The organism is Sorangium sp. So ce295 (genome assembly GCF_051527405.1).
Taxonomy (GTDB): domain Bacteria; phylum Myxococcota_A; class Polyangia; order Polyangiales; family Polyangiaceae; genus Sorangium; species Sorangium cellulosum_B.
The window spans coordinates 11688687-11710346 of the sequence record NZ_CP150324.1 but is presented as its reverse complement, the minus strand read 5'-3'; the positions used below and the strand labels follow the sequence as shown (position 1 = coordinate 11710346).

20 protein-coding genes are annotated in these 21660 nt (G+C 71.5%); 7 read left to right on the top strand and 13 right to left on the bottom strand.

Annotated features, from left to right (window positions below):
- Nucleotides 1-183: 183 nt before the first annotated feature.
- From WMF11_RS44490 to WMF11_RS44480, 3 genes are all read left to right on the top strand, one after another.
- Nucleotides 184-1797 (top strand): hypothetical protein, encoded by a 1614-nt coding sequence (locus WMF11_RS44490; RefSeq protein WP_437905119.1) that lies wholly within the window; start codon nt 184-186, stop codon nt 1795-1797.
- A gap of 118 nt (nt 1798-1915) precedes the next feature.
- On the top strand, nt 1916-3067 hold the full coding sequence (locus WMF11_RS44485) for an FHA domain-containing protein (RefSeq protein ID WP_437975054.1): 1152 nt from the start codon (nt 1916-1918) through the stop codon (nt 3065-3067).
- Nucleotides 3068-3139: 72 nt separating this feature from the next.
- On the top strand, nt 3140-4486 hold the full coding sequence (locus tag WMF11_RS44480; protein ID WP_437975053.1) for a L,D-transpeptidase: 1347 nt from the start codon (nt 3140-3142) through the stop codon (nt 4484-4486).
- Between the two features lie 91 nt (nt 4487-4577).
- Here the strand turns inward: WMF11_RS44480 and WMF11_RS44475 are convergent, their stop codons facing one another.
- From WMF11_RS44475 to WMF11_RS44435, 9 genes are all read right to left on the bottom strand, one after another.
- On the bottom strand, nt 4578-4916 hold the full coding sequence (locus tag WMF11_RS44475) for an ATP synthase F0 subunit C (RefSeq protein WP_012240589.1): 339 nt from the start codon (nt 4914-4916) through the stop codon (nt 4578-4580).
- A gap of 289 nt (nt 4917-5205) precedes the next feature.
- Nucleotides 5206-5973, bottom strand: a complete 768-nt coding sequence (gene atpB, locus WMF11_RS44470) for a F0F1 ATP synthase subunit A (RefSeq protein WP_437546573.1) — start codon at nt 5971-5973, stop codon at nt 5206-5208.
- A 200-nt stretch (nt 5974-6173) separates the two neighbouring features.
- On the bottom strand, nt 6174-6638 hold the full coding sequence (locus tag WMF11_RS44465; protein WP_437546572.1) for an ATP synthase subunit I: 465 nt from the start codon (nt 6636-6638) through the stop codon (nt 6174-6176).
- A complete protein-coding gene (locus tag WMF11_RS44460) occupies nt 6628-6996 on the bottom strand; it encodes an AtpZ/AtpI family protein (RefSeq protein ID WP_437546570.1) in 369 nt (122 codons plus the stop codon). The genes WMF11_RS44465 and WMF11_RS44460 overlap by 11 nt, the downstream gene beginning before the upstream one ends.
- Nucleotides 6997-7108: 112 nt before the next feature.
- Complete coding sequence (rdgB, locus tag WMF11_RS44455; RefSeq protein ID WP_437975052.1) at nt 7109-7732, bottom strand: RdgB/HAM1 family non-canonical purine NTP pyrophosphatase; 624 nt, start codon at nt 7730-7732, stop codon at nt 7109-7111.
- A complete protein-coding gene (gene rph, locus WMF11_RS44450; RefSeq protein ID WP_437527822.1) occupies nt 7729-8502 on the bottom strand; it encodes a ribonuclease PH in 774 nt (257 codons plus the stop codon). Before rph ends, rdgB begins: the two co-directional genes overlap by 4 nt.
- 60 nt (nt 8503-8562) lie before the next feature.
- Entirely contained in the window at nt 8563-9570 is a 1008-nt protein-coding gene (locus tag WMF11_RS44445; protein ID WP_437546566.1) for a murein hydrolase activator EnvC family protein, read from the bottom strand.
- The gene (locus WMF11_RS44440) at nt 9567-10460 is read right to left on the bottom strand and encodes a cell division protein FtsX (protein ID WP_437546564.1); all 894 of its coding nucleotides are present in this window, start codon (nt 10458-10460) and stop codon (nt 9567-9569) included. Before WMF11_RS44440 ends, WMF11_RS44445 begins: the two co-directional genes overlap by 4 nt.
- 41 nt (nt 10461-10501) lie before the next feature.
- Complete coding sequence (locus tag WMF11_RS44435) at nt 10502-11320, bottom strand: cell division ATP-binding protein FtsE (protein WP_012240581.1); 819 nt, start codon at nt 11318-11320, stop codon at nt 10502-10504.
- Nucleotides 11321-11424: 104 nt separating this feature from the next.
- On the opposite strand from WMF11_RS44435, the gene WMF11_RS44430 reads away from it, so the two are divergent.
- The 4 genes from WMF11_RS44430 (at nt 11425) to WMF11_RS44415 (ending at nt 17179) form a co-directional block, all read left to right on the top strand.
- On the top strand, nt 11425-12273 hold the full coding sequence (locus WMF11_RS44430; RefSeq protein WP_437975051.1) for a methionyl-tRNA formyltransferase: 849 nt from the start codon (nt 11425-11427) through the stop codon (nt 12271-12273).
- A 203-nt stretch (nt 12274-12476) separates the two neighbouring features.
- Nucleotides 12477-13526, top strand: coding sequence for a hypothetical protein (locus WMF11_RS44425; protein WP_437975050.1), 1050 nt, complete (start codon nt 12477-12479; stop codon nt 13524-13526).
- Between the two features lie 24 nt (nt 13527-13550).
- Nucleotides 13551-16598 (top strand): BamA/TamA family outer membrane protein, encoded by a 3048-nt coding sequence (locus tag WMF11_RS44420; protein ID WP_437975049.1) that lies wholly within the window; start codon nt 13551-13553, stop codon nt 16596-16598.
- Between the two features lie 59 nt (nt 16599-16657).
- Nucleotides 16658-17179 (top strand): hypothetical protein, encoded by a 522-nt coding sequence (locus WMF11_RS44415; protein WP_437905112.1) that lies wholly within the window; start codon nt 16658-16660, stop codon nt 17177-17179.
- Between the two features lie 160 nt (nt 17180-17339).
- Here the strand turns inward: WMF11_RS44415 and WMF11_RS44410 are convergent, their stop codons facing one another.
- The 4 genes from WMF11_RS44410 to WMF11_RS44395 all read right to left on the bottom strand — a co-directional run bounded on the left by WMF11_RS44410 (nt 17340) and on the right by WMF11_RS44395 (nt 21484).
- A complete protein-coding gene (locus WMF11_RS44410) occupies nt 17340-17519 on the bottom strand; it encodes a hypothetical protein (RefSeq protein ID WP_437546553.1) in 180 nt (59 codons plus the stop codon).
- 325 nt (nt 17520-17844) lie between these two features.
- On the bottom strand, nt 17845-18141 hold the full coding sequence (locus WMF11_RS44405) for a hypothetical protein (protein ID WP_437546551.1): 297 nt from the start codon (nt 18139-18141) through the stop codon (nt 17845-17847).
- 436 nt (nt 18142-18577) lie between these two features.
- Nucleotides 18578-19861: a penicillin-binding transpeptidase domain-containing protein gene (locus WMF11_RS44400; protein ID WP_437546549.1), complete on the bottom strand. Its 1284-nt coding sequence runs from the start codon at nt 19859-19861 to the stop codon at nt 18578-18580.
- 180 nt (nt 19862-20041) lie between these two features.
- Complete coding sequence (locus WMF11_RS44395) at nt 20042-21484, bottom strand: porin (protein WP_437975048.1); 1443 nt, start codon at nt 21482-21484, stop codon at nt 20042-20044.
- Between the last annotated feature and the right edge of the window lie 176 nt (nt 21485-21660).

The window sequence follows — 21660 nt, the reverse complement described above, 5'->3', positions numbered from 1 at the left end:
CCGCTTCCGGGCAGCCTGGCGAGGGGAGGGAGCCGGGAGGGCGGGGGATCGCCGGCCGCCGGCGCGCTGGAGTTCTGGCCAGATTTCGCGCAGACTTTGAAAAGGCTCCTCTCTATTCCGGCCTTGAAATTCTTTCAAACAGAGCGCTGCGGGCGGTACCATCCCGACCCTCCTGGGACGTGCATGGAAACTGTCGAACGAGCAGGGCGGCGCGTCGGCGCTGCGGGCCTTCTTTTGCTGTGCCTCGCGACCGCGGGCGCAGGGCTCGCGACGAGCGGGTGCCGCGTCAACGAGAACGACATCCACCGGTGGGAGACCACGGCGCACGGCCCGGACAAGCTCAGGGCGGTGCTGTTTCACGATAAGTACGACAGCTCGCTCCGCGTCGAGGCGGCCACCTCGCTCATCCGCATGAAGCCGCGGCAGGGCCGGCGCGTGGGCATCGGCATCATGGTCGAGACCCTCGCGACCATGGCGCCGGAGGCCCGGCAATCCATCGTGGCGGCGCTCGTGCCGTCGATCATCGCCGAGCTGAGGAAGCCGCCGCCCGTCGCGCAGCCAGGGCAGCCGCTCCCGCAGGACACGTCGTTCCCTTACAAGGACGCGGCGTACGCGATGCTCACGTCGGATCGGACCGTGATCATCGCGGACGAGGGGCTGAAGGAGGGGCTCAAGGCCGCCCTCATCGACTGGGCGATGGCGGACTTCGAGCACCGGCTCGAGGACCGCTCGCAGGCCTACGGGATGGAGCAGCTCCTGCGCTTCATCGGCCCCGCCGCGGTGGCCGGCCTGCCGAAGCTGATGACCCGCGAGGCGAAGCGGCTCGACCAGCTGGCGTCGCTCGTGGCCGAGTACGGCGACCCGCCGACGAAGGAGGCCGCCTCGGCGAACCTGGTCGCCATCGCCAGGTTCGTCACCTCCGGCGAGTGGACCGCCGTCAAGAAGCCCGAGCTCCAGGCGGCGAACGCCGCGTCGAAGCTCGCGCCGACCGAGAAGCAGTTCGAGGCGCAGCTCGCGCAGTACCAGGAGGAGGAGCTGTTCCGGGTCTTCGGATCGATGAAGAAGCTCGGCGGCCGGCCGTCGGTGGACTTCCTCCTCGGGTTCGCGGCGAACAAGGAGCAGCCCGAGAAGCGACGCCAGGCCGCCCTCGCCGCGCTCGAAGGCCGGCTCGATCGCAACAACCCGAGCGACATCCAGCGCATCCTCGAGATCGCGACCGCGGACGCGCCCGACGCGGTGCTCGACCAGGCCTTCCGCCGCGTCGGCGAGATGCCGCGCGAGCTCGTCGTCGAGAAGCTCTACGGCCTCTTCAAGACCGACAAGTGGAAGATCCGCCGCGCCGCCGCCGCGACCATCCTGAAGATGTCGACGGTGAAGCACATCGACGAGTTCATGAGCAGGCTCCCCGACGGCAAGGACAGCAAGGGGTTCGCCATGCCGGAGGCGCTCACGTACGGCGCCGCGCTCGGCGACCTGAAGGAGGGCTCGCCCGTCGAGGCGCTGAAGAAGCACTTCACCGCGGGTCCGGCGGCGGTGCGGACGAGCGCGATCGCCTACTACTTCACGTTCGGCACGGCGGCCGATCTCCCGGCGGTCAAGCCGCTCGAGGGCGACACCACGCGCGTGCCGGTGTGCGAGGCCGACCCGGACTGCAAGTGGGCGTGCGAGGTGCAGAAAGAGGGATCGACCGAGCGCGAGCTCAGGGACGTGAAGACCGTCGGCGAGTTCGTTCAGTACTGCGTCGAGCCGGCCATGCAGGACAGGAAGCCGGAGCTCGAGAAGGGCGAGAAGAAGTGACGCGCTTCTTCGTCCGCCGCGCGCGTCACGCGCGGCCCAGAGCCGTCAGCTGCTTGCAGGGAAGAGGCCGGGAGGAGGCTTCCCAGCGCAATTCATCCTCCATTATCGTTGGGTAGAGATGAGCGCGGATCCGAACAAGAAAAGCGCACGGACGTTCCAGTGTCGCGATGTCCTTTGGGAGACGTTCGAGCAGATGGCGCGCGAGCTCGAGTGCTCCATCGACTACCTCATCAACGAGTCGATGAAGCAGTACGCTCGGCAGCGAAGCTACAGCCCGCGCACGCCGTTCCCGCCGCCCGCCAGGGGTGACGGGGTGCCCCCCTCCGGGCACATGGCGGTCCCGCACGCTCATCAGGCCAGCGCGCCACCTCCCCTCGCGACGCCCCAGCCGCCCGGGCTGGCGACGTCCGGCTCGGCGCCGCCCCTGGGAGGCTTGCAGCAGCAGCCGGCAGCCGGGATGCCCTACGGCGCCTCGGCGCCTGCGTACGGCGCGCCGTCGCCACAGTACGGCGTGGCGTCCGTCGGGCCAGGGCCGACGCCGATCCCGGCGATCACGCCGCCTCCTCCGCCTCCAGGGCAGGTGCGTCCGGGCGCGCCGCCGCCGCCCCCGCCACCCCCCGGCAGCAGCAACGCGGGCGGCAAGCGGCCCAGCCTGCCCGTGCCGCCGCCCGTTCCGGGTCGCGTCGTCGGCGGCCCGCCGCCTCCGCCGACCAGCGTGACGCGCCTCGGCGCGCCGCCGCCGCTCCCGTCGCAGGTCACGAACCCCGGCGGGCGCCAGAGCCTCCCGGGCGCCGCGGCGAGCCGCTCGGGTCCGCCGCCGCCGCCGCTGAGCAACGCCGCCGGTTACGCCTCGCCGATGGGGCCGCCGGTGGCGCCGCCCCTCGCGCCCCCGCTGTCGCCGCCGCCGTACGTCGCTGCGCCGCAGGCCTCCAGCAGCGTGCCGGGTCCGCCGCCGATGGCCATGGGGATGCCGAATCAGGTCCCCGTCGGCCCGACGCTCGCCGCGTTCTACGCGGGGCAGCGGTTCGTTGTGAACAAGGATCGGTTCATCATCGGGCGCGGCAAGCAGTCGAGCGACCTGACGATCAAGGACCCGAACGTGTCGCGCCAGCACGCCATGGTCGAGTTCCTGAACGGCCAGTACTACATGGTCGACATGGGTTCGACGAACGGCGTCGAGTACAACGGCCAGCGCATCGCCCGGAAGGCCATCGTCGAGGGCGATCTCTTCCGGATCTGCGATCACGAAGTGCGCTTCTCCTACCGCTGAACCCGCCGACCGCGGGCGCGCAGGCGGGAGTTTGGCTGGAGCGCAGGCGAACGCTTAGGATCCCGCCGCAGGATGACGAAGCGTGGAGGCGCCGAGGCCGGCTCGCAGGAACGGCGCCGCGGGGCGCTGCGACGAGCGCGTCGCGGCGGCGCCGCGGCGATAGCCCTCGGCGCGGCGATCTCAAGCGGAGCGGTCCTCGCTTCGCAGCTGCCGCCGTGGGTCCCCGCGGGCGACGCCCCGCTGCCGGCGTGGGTCAGGAGCGCACGCGTGCTCAAGCGCGACCAGCCGCTGTTCGACGCCCCCGGCGAGGGCGCGCGCCGGCGCGGCTCCGTCGATCGCAACGTGCAGCTGCCCCTCTTCGCGGCCAGGCGCGCCGGCGGATGCCTCGGGCGCTGGCTCGAGGTGGGCGCCGCGGCCTGGGTCTGCGACGACGCCGTCGAGCTGTCCGCCGCGGGTCCGATCAGCCCGCTGGTGCGGACGTGGCGCGAGATGCCCGATGGGCTCCCGTACCGCTACTACTTCGTCGGCCCCGACGGGACCTTCGGCTATCGGCGCGCCGAGGCGGCCGACATCGACGCGCCAGACGCGCAGCTCGAGCCCGGCTTCGCGGTGGCGATCGTCGAGGAGCGGATCGTGGGAGGCGCCCGGTACGGCCGCACGAACAGCGGCTTCTGGTTGCCGATGCGAGATCTCGGTCCAGTGCGCGCGTTCGCGTTCCACGGGGTGGACGTCGCGCCGGGCGCCGCGCAGATCGCGGCCGCGTGGGTCGTGTCGGAGCGGGCTCCGCTCTACACGCGGACGGGGGCGGGCTTCACGCGGACCGAGGAGAGCAAGGTGCGGTTCGAGGTGGTCCCTTACCTGGAGGAGGCGCAGGGCGCCTCGGGGAAGCTCGCGCGCATCGCGGAGGGCGACGTCGCGGCGTGGATCTCGACCCGCGATCTCCGGCGCCCGTCGGTGGCGCCGCCGCCCGAGGTCGACGTCGAGGCGGGTGAGCGCTGGATCGACGTCGATCGCTCGACGCAGACGCTGGTGGCCTACGAGGGGCCTCGCCCCGTGTTCGCGACGCTCGTCTCGACCGGCAAGGGCGCGCCCGGGTCGCAGCGCGCCACGCCCGCCGGCACCTTCCGGATCTGGGCCAAGCTGCTCACCTCGGACATGGACAACCTCGAGGACGAGGCCGCCGAGCGGTACTACCGGATGGAGGACGTCCCCTACGTCCAGTACTTCTCGAAGGGCATCGGGCTGCACGGCGCGTTCTGGCATCGCTCGTTCGGCCAAGTGCGGAGCCACGGCTGCGTGAACCTGGCTCCGCTCGATGCGCAGCGGCTGTTCTGGTGGACGTCGCCCCGGCTCCCCGCCGGCTGGACGGCCGTCCTCCCCACGGCGCACGAGCCGGGCACCGTCGTGCGCGTGAGGTAGCGGCAGGCGCGAGGCCCGTCGGGGTAGCCGTGAGGGGAGGGGGCGGGAAGGAGCAGCGGAGCCGGGCCCGGTAGGCGCGGCGAGCGCTGGCTCAGGGGGCGATCTTGCCCTGGAGGAAGAACGCGATGACCCAGGAGAGGAGCACGAGCGACTCGATGAGCGCCAGGCCGAGGATCATCGGGGTCTGGATCCGGGCAGCGGCGCCCGGGTTCCGGGAGATGCCCTCCAGGGCGGCGGCTGCCGCGCGCCCCTGGCCCATGGTGCCGCCGAGGGCAGCGATGCCGATCGCGAATCCGGCAGCGACGGCGAGCCACGAGTTCGCGTCGTACTTGTTCGACGCCGCGCCATCCTGCGCCAGCGCCATAGCGGGAACCAGTACCAGCGCAGTGCCGACAACGGCGGACAGCGACAGCTTGCTCTTCAGCGACATCCGAATCTGCTCCTTTCAAGCCACACAGCCCGCGGGGCTGCATGCGAAACATCTGCTTGGGTCGGGGGCCGCGGGGCGGTCCCCCATCGAGATCCGGGGATCGCTCCAGGGACCTCTGCTACTGCTCGGCAGGGGCCGCGCTTCCGCGATCCACCACCGTTGTGGGGCAACCCATCGACAGCGGGGCCCCTCTAATCCGATTTTCGAGGGCTGGCTAGCCTTCTCTTCACCTCCAGCGCCATTCTCCGCGGCGCCGGTGGGCGGCTGACCAGGCGGTCAGGCGAAGCGGTCAGTGGTGGTCTGCCTTCTCGGTCGCGAGCCCGATGTAGATGCAGCTCAGCAGGCAGAACACCAGCGTCTGCACGACGATGACGATGATCGCCAGGAACATCAGGGGCACCGGGACGAACAGCGCGACGAGCCCGAGGAAGATGCTCGCCACGAGGTGATCGACGCCGATGTTCAGCATGAGCCGGATCGAGAGCGTGACCGGGCGGACGCAGGTGGAGATGACCTCGATGGGGAAGATGAGCGGCGCCAGGTACCACTTCGGCCCGGCGAGGTGAGCGAGGTAGCTCCAGCCGTTCTCCTTCAGCCCGTAGTAATTGAACAGGACGAACACCACGACCGCGCACCCGATCGTGACGTTCAGGTTCGAGGTCGGCGGGTTCACTCCCGGGATGAGCGCCGACGCGTTCGAGAAGAAGATGAACGCGGCCGAGCCCCCGATGAGCGGGAAGTACCGCTTCGCGTTCGCGGGCCCCATCACGTCCCGGGCCATCCCGTAGAAGTAGCCGAAGAACGCCTCGAAGAACGTGCGCAGCGTGAGCTTGTCCTCCGGGATCACGGACTCGTTCAGGCGCCGGTACTGGCCGCGGACCTCGCTGGCGAGGAGCACGAACAGCACCATGATCAGAAGGCTCATGAAGATCGGCTCGGTCCCGCGGTAGTCCACGGTGTGGTGACCGATGAACGTCTTGCCGATGTTGCGAGCGTTCTCCCGGAGTCCGGGGAGCTGCGCCAGGAGGTACGTGAGGAACCCTGTGTGCTCAGGCATGGCTTTCGTCGTCGATGCGCCGCGCCGGCAGCCGCGCGGCTGTGCCGGCACGGCCGCGAGCGCTGGCGCGCCTTGTGGGAGTTCGCCCTCGATCGAGGGGCCTCGCCTCTACCACAACTCGTTTACGGTGGGCACCCTGGAGCGCTCCAAGTCTCCTCACGCCGCGCGGGTCGCTCCCGGAGGCCGGTTCCGGCAGGAGCTCAGCCGTGAGCGCCCGGCGGGCTTCCGTCCGCCGGGGGCTTCGGTCCGAACAGCGTCCCCAGGGTGATGCCGACGACGAGCGAGGCGTAACCGACCATCAAGGCGATGCCCGAGACCAGGTCGCTCTTCAGGAGGAGCCACACGCCGCCCATCAGGCCGAGCAGCTTGATCATCGCGATCAGCGTCCACGACACCGTGTGGCCCCGGCGCGAGAGGAACGCGTCGACGATGCGCGCGAAGACGTACAGGTTCACCGTCGCGATGGCGCCGCCGATGCACACGCCGAGCGCCGCGCGCGCGCCGTACGCGAGCAGCGCGGCCACGGACAGGACCGCGGCCGTGCCGGCGACCCAGCGGAGCACAGACCGCATGGTGGCGTCCCCGACGCCGGGCCGCTCCTCCGCGTCGGGCTCCTCGTTCGGCGGGTCGCTGCCGGGCGCCCCCGGCCTTCGCTCAGCGCTCATCGTTCCCCTTCGCGTCCTGCAGCCCGCCGGGATCGCGGACCTCGTCGCTCGAGCCTGTCCGGCGGTCGTCGTCCGGCGCGCGCTCGTCCTGCCGCGCCTTCCGGTCGTCGAACCTCGGCGCAGGGTTCCCCTGCTCGCGCTCCTCGCGCTCGGCCACGGCCTGCATGTCCTTCCACGCCCGGTAGACCGCCTTGCCGGCGGCGCCGAGCCCGAAGAAGAACCAGAGCACCGAGAGGTACGGATCGGTCCCGAGCTTCCCGTCGAGCCAGCGGCCGATGAACAGGCCGACCAGGATGCACAGCACCACCTCGAGACCGACGGTCCCGTAGCTTCCGACGGCCTTCCAGTCCTGCTTCATCAGGGGATCCGATCACCGGGCAGTACGTGGGTGCCTCCGGTCGCGATTACAAGCGGTCCCGGACGGGGTCAACCGCCGTCCGGCGTCGCCGCGCCTGTCGTCCTACCGTCGCTTACCGTCGCGCGACCAGCGCCTCGAGCGAGGAACGCATCTTCCGCGCGGCCTTGCCGCGGTGGCTCACGAGGTTCTTCTCGGCCTCGCCGAGCTCGGCCATCGTCCGTCCGTAGCCCTCCACGACGAACAGCGGATCATATCCGAAGCCGCCCGCGCCGCTGGGCTGCCTGCCGATCCACCCCTCGCAGCGCCCTTCGGTCACGATGGGCTGCGCCTCGGACCGCGAATCGAGCAGCACCATCACGCAGCGGAAGCGCGCTCGGCGCCGGTCGTCCGCGACGTCCGCGAGCGCCGCGAGCAGGGCCTCGTTGTTCTCCGCGTCGGTCGCGCCCTCCCTCGCGAAGCGGGCGGACCGGACGCCCGGTCGTCCGTCGAGCGCGTCCACCTCGAGCCCCGAGTCCTCGGCGAGCGTCACCATCGCCGATCGGAGCGCCCCGGCGCGCACCTTGAGGAGCGCGTTGTCCAGGAACGTCGCGCCGTCCTCGACCACCGGCGGCGCGCCCGGCAGCACATCCGCCAGCGAGAGCACCTCGATCGGGAGGTCGGAGAGCAACGAGCGCAGCTCCACCAGCTTTCCTCGGTTCGAGGTCGCGGCGAGCAGGCGCAGCGGCTCTCGGCTCACGCGACCCTCCAGCGATCCGTCTGGAAGAGCGCGGAGAGGTCGACGCCGGCGCTCGACAGCGCCCGGTGCTGCGCGCTCGCGAGCGACGCCACGCCCGCGAGCGCGAGGTCGGTCATGCGATCGAGCTCCGCCCGGGGGATGGCCTCGTCCTCGGCCGTCGCCTGGACCTCGACGATCGAGCCGACCGCCGTCGCCACGACGTTCATGTCGACGCGCGCCGAGCTGTCCTCGGTGTAGACGAGGTCGAGCGCGAGCCCGCCCGGGAGGTGGCCCACGCTGATCGCCGCCACCTGATCGCGGAGCACCGGCGCCTCGAGCGATCCGGCCGCGCGCATCCGGTCGAGCGCCAGCGCGAGCGCCACGAAGCCGGCGGTGATGGACGCGGTCCGCGTGCCCCCGTCCGCCTCGAGGACGTCGCAGTCGATCGCGATCGTCTGCTCGCCGAGCTGCTTGAGATCGATCGCCGCCCGGAGCGCGCGGCCGATGAGCCGCTGGATCTCCTGCGTGCGCCCGCTCGGGGCCTTGCCCCGCCCGTCGCGCGGCTCCCTGCGGGCCGGGCTCGATCGCGGGTGCATCTGGTACTCGGCCGTGAGCCAGCCCGCGCCCTTCCCCATCATCCAGGCGGGCACGGTGGGCTCGACCGAGGCCGTGCAGAGCACGACCGTCCTCCCGGCGCGGTAGAGGACGGAGCCCTCTGCGTTGCGGTGGAACCCGAGGATCATCTCCACGGGGCGGTGGACATCGAGGGCGCGGCCGTCAGGGCGATTCACGGGGCCGCCTTAGCACACTTCGCGCGTCGCGCGGGCGCGCCTCGCGGCGGGCTCGCGCCGCTACATCCCGAACCAGGGACCCGGGTCGATCACCTCGGCGCCGCGCCTCAGCTCGAAGTAGAGCTTCGCGCCGTTCGGTCCGCTCGCGACCGTGCCCACCCGCGCCCCGCCCGGGAGCTGATCGCCGGCGCGCACGTCCGCGGCGCCGAGGTTCGCGTACACCGAGTAGAGCCGCTCGCCGTGATCGACGATCACGGTGAGCCCGTAGTCCGCGTACGTGTCGGCGAAGGCCACCCGCCCCGCGGCCACGCTGCGGACCGGCGCGCCGTCCAGCGCGGTGAGCTCGACGCCGGGGCCGCCGGCGCCGCGGCGCGACACCTTGCGCACCTCCGCGCGGCCGGCGATCGGGAAGGGGAGCCGCCCCATGAGCGAGCGGAAGCCGGCGCGGCGATCGAGCTCGGCGGGCCCGGTGTCCGCGCCGTAGATCGCGAGGTAGTCGGGGCGCACGCTCGTCTCGAACGCGCGCGAGAACGCGGCGCGGCGCTCCTCCTCCTGGGCCAGCGCGACCCGGGCGCGGTTCATCGCCTCGCGGTGCACCTCGAGGGGCGCGCGCTCCGCGCCGAGGTGCGTGAGCCGGTCCGCGAGCTCGGCGCTGCGCCGGGTCAGCTCCGCCTCGTGGGCGAGGTCGCGCTCGAGGGCGAGCCGGGTGCGCTCCACGCGAGCGGCGTGGTCGACCAGCGCGTCGAACCCGCCGCCCACCGGGAGGAAGCCGGCGCGGACGTGGCGGTAGTACGCGCGCCCGCGCGCGATCATCCGGCGGCGGGTGAGCTCCAGCGCGGGGCCGATCGCGTCGAGCTCCGCGCGCAGCGCCTTCTCCTCGGCGTCGAGCTTCGCGAGCAGGCGATCGAGATCGTTCTCGGCCAGCGCGGAGCCCGGGCGCGCCGCCGGAGCCGGCGCCCTGGCGGACGTGGGCGCCGGGGCGCCCGGCGCCGGCACCTCGGCGCCGCTCGTCGCGGCGCCGGTGAGGAGCGCCAGCGCGAGCGGCGCGAGCCGGGCGCGGCGCCTCACACGGCCACCATCTTGCGCAGCGTGAGCAGCGCGGTCGTGGCGCCGAGCGCGGCCCCGAGGGTGACCATCCCGAACGCGACCTCCCACGGCAGGAACGACGGCGAGACGCCGAGCAGGTTGGCGAGCTCGTGATCGAAGCGGCCGCGCACCATCATGAACAGGGCGCCCAGCATGAGCAGCGCGCCGGCCGCGCCGGCGGCGCCCTGCGTGGCGCCCTCGACGATGAACGGCCGGCGCACGAAGCCGTCGGTCGCGCCGACCAGCTTCAGCACCTCGACCTCGATCTTCCGGCGATGCAAGAGCAGGCGCATCGTCGAGCCGATGACGCTCACGACGGCGCAGAGGACGATCGCGGCGAGGCACGCGCTCGCGGCGACGCCGCCGCTGAGGAGGGACGACAGCCGCTCCGTCCAGCGCTGGTACGTCTCCACCGTGTCCACGGCCGGCAGGGCGCGCAGCTTCACCGTCATCGAGGCGAGCGCCTCGTCGGAGACCTCCTCGGTGAAGCCAACCTCGAGCGACGCGGGGAACGCGCTCGGCGGGAGCGCGGCGAGCGCCTTGTCGCCGTCGTCGTGCACCACCTCGCGGCGCGCCTCGGCGCTCGTCACGAGCCGCACCTTCTTGACGCCCTCGGTGCCCTCGAGCGCGCGGGTGAGCTCCGCGGTCTGCGCATCGGTCGCGCTGTCGCGCAGGTAGACCGTGGCGCGGCCGGCGCGCGACCAGCGATCGCGCACCGCCACGAGGTTCGTGACCACGAGGAGGGCCGACGCGAGGCAGACGAACGCGACCGCGAGCGAGAAGATCGACAGCGCCTGCAGCCGCCAATCGCTCCTCCCTGCCCTCCAGGTGCGAAGCCATCTCCGCCGATCGTCACGCTCGCTGGTCTGCATCCGGTTCCCTCTATCCGTCTCGTGAGGCGGAGCCCTCGGCGCTACGCCGCGCCGCGCACGCCGCTATCCATCTCGTCCTCGTCGCCATCCGCGAGCTCGCCGCCGGATCCGAGGCCGTGCGGTACGTCGGTCGCCTTCCCGTCGTCGAGCACGACCACGCGCCGGGGGCGCACGTCGAGCAGCGTCCGATCGTGCGTGGCGAACAGGACGGTCGTGCCGGTCTCGTGGATGTCCTCGAAAAGCCCGAGCAGATCGATCGCGAGCTGCGGATCGAGGTTGCCCGTCGGCTCGTCCGCGAGGATCAGCGTCGGCTCCCCGACGATCGCCCGCGCGATCGAGACGCGCTGCTGCTCGCCGCCGCTCAGCACCTGCGCCCGATCGCCGCCGCGCCCCGCCAGGCCGACGCGCTCGAGCGCCTCGCCGACCCGGGTCCGGAGCAGGCGCGACGGGAGGCCGAGCACCTCCAGCGTGATGGCCACGTTGTCGAACACGGTCCAGCTCGGGACCAGCTTGAAATCCTGGAACACGAAGCCGATGTTGCGCCGGAGCGCGGGGATCGACGCGTCGGTCAGGCGCGCGATGTCCCGGCCGAGGAAGAGGATCCGGCCATCGTCGACGCGCTCGGTGCGGTGCACGAGGCGGAGGAGCGTGCTCTTGCCCGAGCCGCTCGGGCCCGTGATGAACACGAACTCGCCGCGCTCGATCGAGAGCGACATCCCGCGCAGCACCGGCTGATCGGCGCGGTACGACTTGTAGACGTCCTCGAAGACGAGGATCGGCCGGCGCGCGGCGGACGCGTCGTAGCGGTGGCCGGGCCGGAGCGCCGGACGAAATGAGCCTTGCAGAGGGGGCGCCGCCATCGGAGCCTTCACCTATCAGCCTGCTCGCACACGGAAAACTTTTCGGCCGACGCTCGGGCGAACGCCCCCTGCGGGTCGCCTTTTTCGGCCTCCCGCTGGCGGCGTTGCTGCTCCACGGCGACGGTCACGACATCGCCCTCGCCGCGATCAGCCGCGCCGACGCGGTGGGGCTCCGCCGGGCCCGCCGGCTCTTCGGCTCGCGCCTCCTGCTGCGTCCCGACGTCGAGCGCCCGGAGCTCGCGTCGCGCGTCGAGGCGCTCGCGCCCGATCTCCTGGTGAGCTGGTTCTGGACCACGCGCCTGCCGATGTCGCTCGTGAGGGCGGCGCGGCTCGGCGGGATCGGCGTGCACCCCTCGCTGCTCCCCCGTCATCGCGGGCCGGACCCCACGTACTGGGCGATCGCCTCGGGGGACGCCGAGAGCGGCGTCACGGCGCACCGGATCGAGGCCGAGTACGACACCGGCGAGATCCTGGAACAGGAGAGGCTCCCCATCGATCCGGGGTGGACCGCGTGGCAGCTAGCCCGGGCGCTCGACCGGCCGAGCCTCCGGGTCCTGCGGCGCACGGTCGACCGGTTCGCCCGCGGCGAGGAGGTGGCGGGCGTCGCTCAGGATCCTGCCCTCGCGACGGAGGCACCTGCGCCGGACGACGAGGCGTGCGCCATCTGCTGGTCCTGGCCGACGGAGCGCGTCCTCCGGCACGTCCGCGCCCTCGCGCCGGCTCCGGGAGCGTGGACCGAGATCGAGGGCGCCTGCGTCATCGTCCTCCGGGCCGCGCCGGCGGCGAGCTTCCCCGAAGCGCTTGCGCCCGGCGAGGCGTTGGTCGAGGGCGGGGTGGTCTTGGTGCGGACCGGCGACACGGCCGTCGCGCTGCTGGAGGGGGAGATCGACGGAGAGCCGGCGTCGGTGGATGAGCTCGCGGCCCTCGTGGCGTCGGGGGCGTCGCGCGGGTGACCGCTAGCAGGGGCGCCTGGCGGCCGGCCGCGTCGCCGGCGGGGCCGCCTGGCCGGCTCGCGGCCATCGAATCCTGAACCTATGCGCGCGCGACCGCGTAGGATGCGCCCTTCGGAGGATTCATGTCGGAACCCGCGCAGCTTGCGAAAAGCGCCCGCGAACTGCTCGCCGCGGCGCTCAATGCGCTCCAGTCGAACGGGGGGGTGTCGTCTGAGATCGAGGCGCTCGCCGAGCCGATAGCGCAGGCGATGGGCATCATGCACCGCATCGAGCGCTCCGGGGGTCAGGCCCTCGACGGCAGCGAGATTGCGCTCGGCCATGTGCGCGACGTCCTGAACCGTCTGCAGAGGATCACCGCGGCCGATCCGGTGGTGGACGTGCTGATGGAGCACGTCGCCTCCTCGCTGAGCAAGGTCAACGCGCTGAGCAGGGCGCAGGCCGCTGGCGCCTCCGCGCAGGTGCGTGCGCCCGTGGCGGCGGCCGTGCCAGCGCCGGTAGCGCCAGCGCCTGTAGCGGTGGCCGCGCCAGCGCCGGTTGCGCCTGTAGCGGTGGTCGCGCCAGCGCCGGTTGCGCCTGTAGCGGTGGTCGCGCCAGCGCCCGTTGTGGCGGTGGCCGCGCCGGCGCCGGTAGCGCCAGCGCCTGCAGCGGTGGCCGCGCCCGCGCCGTTCGCGCCAGCGGTGGCCGCGCCCGCGCCGTTCGCGCCAGCGCCTGCAGCGGTGGCCGCGCCAGCGCCGTTCGCACCTGTGCCCGCGGTGGCCGTGTCTGCGCCCCTCCAGCACACGCTACCCTCGTCGCAGCAGCCGCGGCGTGCGCCGGCGCCCGCAACGCCCGCTCACCCTGCCGCGTCGCACCCGGCCGCGGACCCACGCGGCGCTCCGCCGCCCCAGGCCACGCCGCAGCCCGTCGACCACCGCACTCACGCTGCGGTCGTCGATGTCGAGCTCGGCGCTCTGACACCGTCGAATTTTTACAAGGGGCTGGCTGGCAACGACGTCATCGAGCACGGGGGCATCTTCGTCGCGACCTACAAGATCCCGCCGACGGGCTCCGTCGTGACCCTGCGTGTCCGCCTGCCGGGCAACTACGAGTTCACCGCGCAGGCCGCGGTCCGGTGGACGCGCGAGGCAGGCGGCTCGAGGGACTCGGCCGAGCCAGGCTTCGGCGCCCGGATCACGCAGATCTCGGCGGAGGGCCGGCAGCTCGTGTCCCGGTTCACGCGCAACAGGGAGCCGCTCTTCTACGACGACCTCTGAGGTCGCAACGCCGCCTCGATCGTGGTGAACTCTTCTCCCGCGCGCGCCGGCTCGCGAGCGAGCCGGCCGCTCCACCGCGCAGCGTCCGTCCTCTCTGCCGTCGCCCTCGCGGCGCTGCTGCTCCTCGCCCCGCGGCCGGCCTGGGCGACGGGCGACCCCGATCTCGCCTTCTGGACGTTCGAGACCGCCCACTTCCGCGTGCACTATCCGCAGGGCCTCGAGCCCATCGCGGCGCGCATCGCCTCGCTCGCCGAGACGATCTACGGGCGCGTCGAGGATGCGCTCGGCTACGCCCCGAAGGGCCGCACGGAGATCGTGATCACCGACGACTCCGAGATAGCGAACGGGTCGGCCGGCACGCTTCCCTACAACTCGATCCACCTCCTCGCATCCGGTCCGGACGACCTGTCGACGCTCGGCGACTACGACGACTGGTACCTCGATCTCCTCACGCACGAGTTCACGCACATCGCGCACATCGATAACACCTCGGGGATCCCGGCGATCCTGAACGCGATCGTGGGCAAGACGTTCTCGCCGAACCAGGTGCAGCCGCGGTGGATCATCGAGGGGCTCGCCGTGGTGAGCGAGAGCCACCACTCGAGTGGCGGCCGGATGCGCTCGAGCATGTTCGACATGTACCTGCGCGCCGACGTGCTCGAGGACAACATCGCGGGGCTCGATCAGATCTCGAGCTCCGCGGTTCGCTGGCCGCAGGGCAACCTCTGGTATCTCTACGGATCGAGGTTCCTGGGCTGGATCATCGACGTCTACGGGCCCAACACGATGCGCGCCGTCTCCGCCGACTACGGGGCGTCGCTCCTCCCGTGGGGGATCAACCGCGCGATCCGCCGCGTGACCGGCAGGACCTACGTCGAGCTGTACGACGGCTGGAAGGATCACCTCCGCCGGCTCTACCGGGAGCAGATGGCGGCCGTCGAGGCGCGCGGGCTCCGCGAGGGCGCGCGGCTCACCTACCACGGGCGCAACGTGCTCTACCCGCGGTTCGTTCCGCCCGCCGCGCGCCGGACCGCTGCAGACGAGATCGTCTACTTCCGCGACGACGGCGGGGAGCGCCCCGGTATCTACCGCGTCTCCCTCGCCGCGCCCGCGCCCGGGAGCGAGCGCCACGAAGCGCTGGTCGCGCGCACCAACGCGCCCTCGCGACCGGCGTTCACGCCGGCAGGTGACCTGGTCTTCACGGCGCTCCTGCCGTGGCGCAACCACTACTACCGAAACGATCTGGTCTTGCTCCCGCGCGGCAAGGCGGCGCCCGACGGCGACGAGCCCTGGCGGCGCCGGTTGACGCACGGCCTCCGATCCGCGGCCCCGGACGTGAGCCCGACCGGAGATCTCGTCGCCTTCTCCCTCAACAGCAAGGGCACCCGCTACCTGGAGATCGCGCGGCTCTCCAGGGATGGCGCCCTGTCCGACCGGCGCGATCTCGTCCCGAGCGCCCGCTTCGAGCAGGCCTACTCCCCGTCGTTCTCGCCCGACGGCAAGCGCCTCGCGTACAGCGTATGGACCGCCGGCGGCTACCGCGACATCCGCGTGGTGGACGTCGCCACCGGCGGCTTCCGGCAGGTGACCCGCGATCGCGCGACCGACATGAACCCCGTCTGGTCGCCCGACGGCGAGACGCTCTATTTCACCTCCGATCGGACCGGCATCCACAACGTCTACGCCTACGGCGTCTCGTCCGGCGTCTTGCGCCAGGTCACGAACGTGAGACTCGGGGCCTTGCACCCGGCGATCAGCCCCGATGGCAAGACGCTTGTTTATGTCGGATATACCTCTCGGGGCCACGACCTCTTCGCCATGCCGCTCGATCCGGCGCGCTTCCTCCCGGCGCCGCCGCCCCCGGGCGATCGCCCCGATCCCGCCACCGAGCCTTCGGCGGCGCGGCTCGAGCGCGTCCCTTACAACCCGCTTCCCACGCTCGCGCCGCGCGCGATCACGCTCGACTACGCGCCCGGGAGCTATGGCTCGAACGCGCTCACCGTGACCGTGACCGGCACCGACATCGTCGGTCGCCACACGATCTTCGGCGAGCTCACCGTGCAGCCGGACGCGCCGGCCCCGAACGTCCTGCTCGGGTACAACTACGGCCGGCTGCCTGTCGACCTCGGCGTCCGCGCGTACCACAACATCTCGCCGCGCGGCGGCTACCGCCTCAACGGCCGCAACGTCGTCTACGACGAGCGAACGATCGGGGTCTCCTCGGGCATCAGCTATCCGATCCGCGGCGAGTTCTCGCGGCATACCCTGAGCGCGTCGTTCGGCAGCGCGGCGTTCAAGGGGCAGCTCCCCATCGGCGACAAGCTCGACCCGTACGCGCCCCGGACCATCCTCCCGCCGCGGGGCACGCTGAACCTCGCGCACCTCGGCTACGCATTCTCGAACGCCGAGGGCTCGCTCGACGCCGCCGGGGCGCCGCGCGGGGTGTCGCTGAGCGCTGGGCTCGATTACGCCGGCCCGGAGACGGGCAGCAGCTACACGACCTACGCGTTCTCGACGGGCCTCACCGCCTACGTCGCCATGCCCTGGTCAGGCGATCACACCCTCGCGTTTCGCGTCGCCGGTGCGGTGTCTGGCGGCAACTTCCCCCGGGGCGCCAGCTATGGCGTGGGCGGGTACGATCTCGAGAACCTCACCCTCGTCGACACATTGCTCACCGGGGTCACGAATAGCTCGTTCACGCTCCGTGGCTACGCGCCGGGCGCGATGTTCGGGCGCTCCTATTTCTCGCAGACGTTCGAGTACCGCGTGCCCGTCCTGCAACCCGACCGCGGCCTCGTGACGCTGCCGATCTACCTGCGCCGCATCGACGCGAGCCTCTTCCTCGACCACGGAGGCGCATTCAACCGCTTCGAGATGGACGACCTCGCCCTCTTCACGCGGAAGAGCCTGCTCTCGCCCCAGCTGCACGCCTCGGTCGGCGGCGAGCTGTGGCTGAGCTTGAGCCTCGGGTACGTCCTCTCCTCGCAGCTGCGCTTCGGGTACGCCTATGGCCTGAGCGATCTCGCGATCCCCGGCGGTCAGTTTTACTTCGTCGCGACGAACTCGTTCTGAGCGCCGCGCGCCTGCTGGAAATTTTGCCCGCGCCGACCCCTTCGCCCAGGGTGCTCGGCATGCGCCGCGTCCTCCTCGCCCTGAGCCTCTTGCACCTCGCCAGCTGCGGCATCGCCCCGAGCACGTCCCAGCGCCTCACCGAAGCGGCGCTCGAGATGAACACGGCTGCCCGGTTCGGCCGCATGGATGTCGCGCTCGAGCGCGTCGGCTCGAACGCGCGCCAGGATTTCATGAATCGTCACGCCGGGTGGGGCACCCGCCTCCGGGTCGTCGACGTGGAGTTCGGCGGCTTCGAGATGACCCAGCGCGAGGAAGCCGAGGTCTACCTCGACGTCCTCTGGCTGCGGAACGACGAGGCCACCGTTCGCAGCACCCGGGTGGCGCAGCGCTGGCGCGACGAACGGGGCCACTGGGAGCTTATCGGCGAGGAGCGAAGGGAGGGCGACACTGGGCTCCTCGGCGAGCCCCCGCCCAAGGAGCCCCAGCCCACGCAGAATGGGGCTGGCGATTCGGCGAGCGCGACCGACATGGGTCGGCAGCCCGGCCTGAGCCTCCACACGCGTGTGATTCGCGACGAGTGAGCGACGCCGCTGACGAGGTGCGCGGCCGCACGCCGCGGGGCGCGCCGGGCCGAGCACAACGCCGACGTTAGCGGCCTCGGTGAGCGACGGGATCGCAACAGCGCGGCGATGCGACGGGTGGCGCGTGGTGCGCGGTCGATCGACCACGCACGGCACCCGATCAAGAAGCCGGCGAAGGGCTCGCAGGAGCGGCGCTCTTGGGAGCGCGGGGCTTCTTGGCCTTGCCAGCGACCTCTGCCGGGGCCTTCGCCAGCTTGCTGCGCTTGGCGCGCTCCTTCTTGGCAGCCTGCGCCTTGCGGCGCCTCATCTTCATCGACTGGCGGCGATCGCGCTTGCCCATCTGCTTCAATCTCCTCACGGTCGGGGGCGCGGCATCATGACGACAGCTCGCCAGGCGAGCCCCATCCTGCACCGGTGGATGGCCTACCGCGGGGCCCCTCAAAGGGAGCGGGACTCTGCCCAAGAGCGAATGGAAGCGCAAGGGGCAATGCGCGCGGAGATGCAGTTCTCGTGCTAGACGAGTGTGCAGTGCATCGCGCCGCCATGAGGCGTTGACCTCCGCCTCCCCGCGCGGTCACGTCAGAGGCGCCCGGTCACATCAGAGGCGCGCGCTCGTTCTGAAGGATCCGAAGGATCTGAGCCGCCTGGGCCGCATCTGGCAGGGCTCAGCCGCCGACCGCGCCGTCCAGCGCGACCTCGCGGCCGCGCACCTCGAGGCGGTACCGGGAGTTCACGGTCTCTATGTAGAAGACCTCGCGCCCCGCGAGGCGCAACACGCGCTTGACCGGCGTCGTGACATATTCATGCATTCCGTCGGAGAACTCGATGACGATGACCGAGCCTTTCCGTGGTGCACGGACGAGCCGGCCAACGACTGCGCGTGATCCCCGGCCGAGCTTGCGGAGCACAACCTGCACAACAGAGATGCTAGCACGCGGATCTCGGCCGAGCACAAGCTGCACAAGCAGCGCCTCTCGCAACTAGGTCCCACCCTGGCCCAGGGTGTCCGGCTGCATCGGAGCGGTCCGGACCTTCGCGCCGCGGACGGCGAGCCGGCGGGAGGGGTCGCCCCCCCGGGCGGAAAGTTTCCATGAATCGATCGCCCGTCGCGGCGTGTACGTTGAGCCTGCACACCTGCCGGCCACCAGGCAGGCACACCGGTCCGTGACGCACCGTCATCGCCGGATCCTGGTGAGGGCGGAAATCACGACGAACGATTTCGGCTTTGCGGAGGCCTCGTGAAGGCTGCGCGGTGGTCTTCCTGACGGGCCGACAATGCGCTGGCGTCGTCGGCCGAGGGGACCTCGCCGGGGGCACGGCGCCGCGTTCAGGTGCATCTGCGCAGCGCGGCGCCGATCGGCCTGGCGCGCTGCGGCTCGGCGGCTCGTCGGCTCCGCGTCAGCGGCGGAGCGCTGTCGAGCCTGTCCGGTTGTTCGGATCGCTCACGCCGGGCGCGCCCTTGTCAGCGAAGTAGGTGCGGAGCATGTCGCATGCGACGTTCGTCGCCTTCACCCGCCATTTCGCGCCGTTGGCGACCATCACGGAGATGGCGACCTCGGGCTTGCGGCTCGGCGCGAACCCGACGAACCAGGTGTAGAAGGGCCCCTCGGGCGTCGGCTTCGTGAGCGTCCCCGTCTTGCCCGCGACGCGGATATCCGGGAGGTAGGGGCGGCCGTTGCGATCATGGAACGAACGGTAGCTCGTGCCGTTATCGACCGTCGCCTCCATCATCGCGGTCACCGCGTTGGCCGTGCTCTCGTCCATCACCCGCTTGAGCACCTGGCGCTCGCTCGGGCCCTGGTAGATGTCGCCGATCTCGTCCTTGACGCTCGACACGACGTGGAGCCGGATCATCTCGCCGCCATTGGCGAGCGTGGTCGCCAGGTTTGCTCCCTGGAACGGCGACAGCGTCGTGTTCCAGAAGCCCGCCGCGGTCCGCGCGAAGCCGAGATCGTCTTCCGGGAGCGCGATCGTGCTCGTCGCGACCTTCACGTCGAACGGCGTGTCCTGACCCCAGCCGAGCTTCTCGGCCACGGCGCCGAGCTTTTCGCGGTCGAGGTTCTTCGCGGCGAGCCGCGCGAACACCGTGTTGATGCTCCGGCCCATCGCCTGCGCGAGCGTCGCGCAGTACTTGTCGCGGCGCTTGTTGTCGACCATGTCCGCCGGCCGGATCGAGTGCTCGCCGCCCGAATAACACTGCTTGGTGTTCGGGCTCAGGCCCGCCTCGACGAGGGCGGTGCCGGTCACGACCTTGAAGACGCTCGCCGACGGCGCGGTGGCCTCTGCAGCGACGTCGTGCATCGCCCCCTCGTTCACGTAGCTCGCCCAGACCAGCACCTTCCCGGTGCGGATATCGGTCATGACGACCGCGCCCTCCGGGACCTGGCCTGCCCGCAGGAAGCCGAGCGCCGCCCGCTGGTACATCGGATCGATGGTCAGCTCCGCGACGCGGTCGGCGTGCGCCGGCGCCGTGGGAGGGGTCTTCCGGTCGTCGATGCGCGTCAGATCGAGATCCGTGAGCGGCGGCGGCGTCACGGTCCGCGTGATCGTCGGGCCCCCGGCGGTCGTCTTCTTGGCGAGCAGCCCCCCGAGCTGGACGTCGTGCTCGCGCAGCATGGGGAGGGTCACGGCCACGAGCCCTACGGCTGCACCGACGGCGATCCACTGACGCATGTCGCGCATGGCCCGACGGGTACCCCGCCGCGCTGTCCTGGGCCAAAATTGAGGCGCGCGATCGGGCCGTCGGGCACGCCGGGCCACGAGACGTGCGTGGCAGAGGATCCTGCGGCGCGCTTTGTTGGAGGGCAAATGAACGAGGGCGCGGCTGGGGCTCCGCGCCGCGCGGGGAGGGGGCGCGGGGGGCTAGAAGGACAGGCCGACCCGGGCGCCGAGCTCGTGCAGCGCGTGCGCGTCGGCCCGCTTCAAGGTGTTGCCCGGCACCCGGAAGAGGTTCTCTTCGGAGCCGCTGCCCGGTGTCAGGTACGCGTTGTAATTCACGCTGAGCCGCACGTTCCTCGTGTGCCAGTAGTTGGCGGCGAGTCCGACCTGCATGACGTTGAGGTCGGTGCCCGGACCGCCCTCGGCGCCCGGCGTATTCTCGTCGTACGCGCCGTCCCGGGACGCGCCGTCGTAGGTCGCGTTGATCCCCGCGAGCAGCGCTGCGACCTCGAGCCCCGACTTCGGCTTTTCGGGCTCCTTCGTCAGATCGACCTTCACGGGGCGCGGGCTGTACCCCGGATCCCCGGTGACGAAGGCGTCGCCCACGGGCCACGCAGAGAGCTGCACGTACCAGCCGAGGCCCTTCACCTGGCCGAGCCGCTCGGTGTTCGTGAGCTGATAGCCTTCCACGGCCTCGCGGGTGTTGTTCGCGAGGTAGTAGGCCTCGGCCCGGAGCTCGACCATCTTGATCGGCAGCCGGAGCTCGCCGCCGATCGCGTTCTGCGCGCTCGACGGGATGACGTGGATCCGCCGGTCGAGCGAGTCCTTGTAGCCGCCGCTCCAGAGCGAGTAGCCGTTCCCGGTCCGGATGGGCGCGTAGTCGTAGCCCACGTAGTCCTGGTCACGCCACCCGTGCTGCGCGCTGAGGCCGATCTGCGCCTTGGCGAGCAGCCCCTTCTTGTCGCCGGCGAACGGGCGGGCGAACACGCGGCCGATGAAATGGGGCGACGCGTCGATGCCAGGGCGGTTCTGGCCGTCGCCGGCGACCACGCCGATGCCGTAGAAGAACATCTTGTCGGCGACGTCGCCCCACGCCATCAGCCCGATGCTCTTGGCCTCGGGGTGGGCGAAGCTCCGCATCGCGATGTTGCGCTCCATGAACGTGGTGGCGTTGCTGCTCGTCTGGATCTCCATCCCGAACGGAGAGTTGAACTGGCCGAGCATGAAGTTCAGCGCCGGCATGACGGAGTAGTTGATCCAGAAGTCGGCGAGCGCGGCGTTCGCGCTCGTGCTCTGAACCGCGGCGAAGCGCGCGGTCTCGGCTGTCGGCGCGGCGCCTGCTGATGCGGCGGCTGTCTCGGTCTCGCCGTTGGCGTTCCCGAGCGCCTGGCCGCCGAAGTCGACGTCGAGCTTGAACGACCAGCGCTTCAGGAACTCGCCGTCGAACTCCAGCCGGGCGCGGCGGGCGAAGAAGCGCGGCTGCAACGCGTTCCCTCCGTTCGCCGCCTTCACGTCCGAGACCCCGCTGCCGAAGCTGCTGACGAAGTCGAGGTGCAGCCGCCCCTTCGGGTACAGCCGGAAGGTATCGTTGGCGTCCCGAAGGAAGAAGCCGCCGTGCCAGCCGGCGAGCGGTTGCTGCTCCTTCACGACCGCAGTTTCGGCGGTCGGCGCGAACACCTGCGCAGGCGGTGGCGGCGGCGGCGCGGCGGCCGGTGCCGCTCCAGGTACAGGAGGCGGCGGCAGCTGCTCTGTGGGCGGCGCCTGGTCGGGCGGCGGCGCGGGCGTCGGGGCGGCAGCGGGCGGAGGCGGAACCGCGCCGGCAG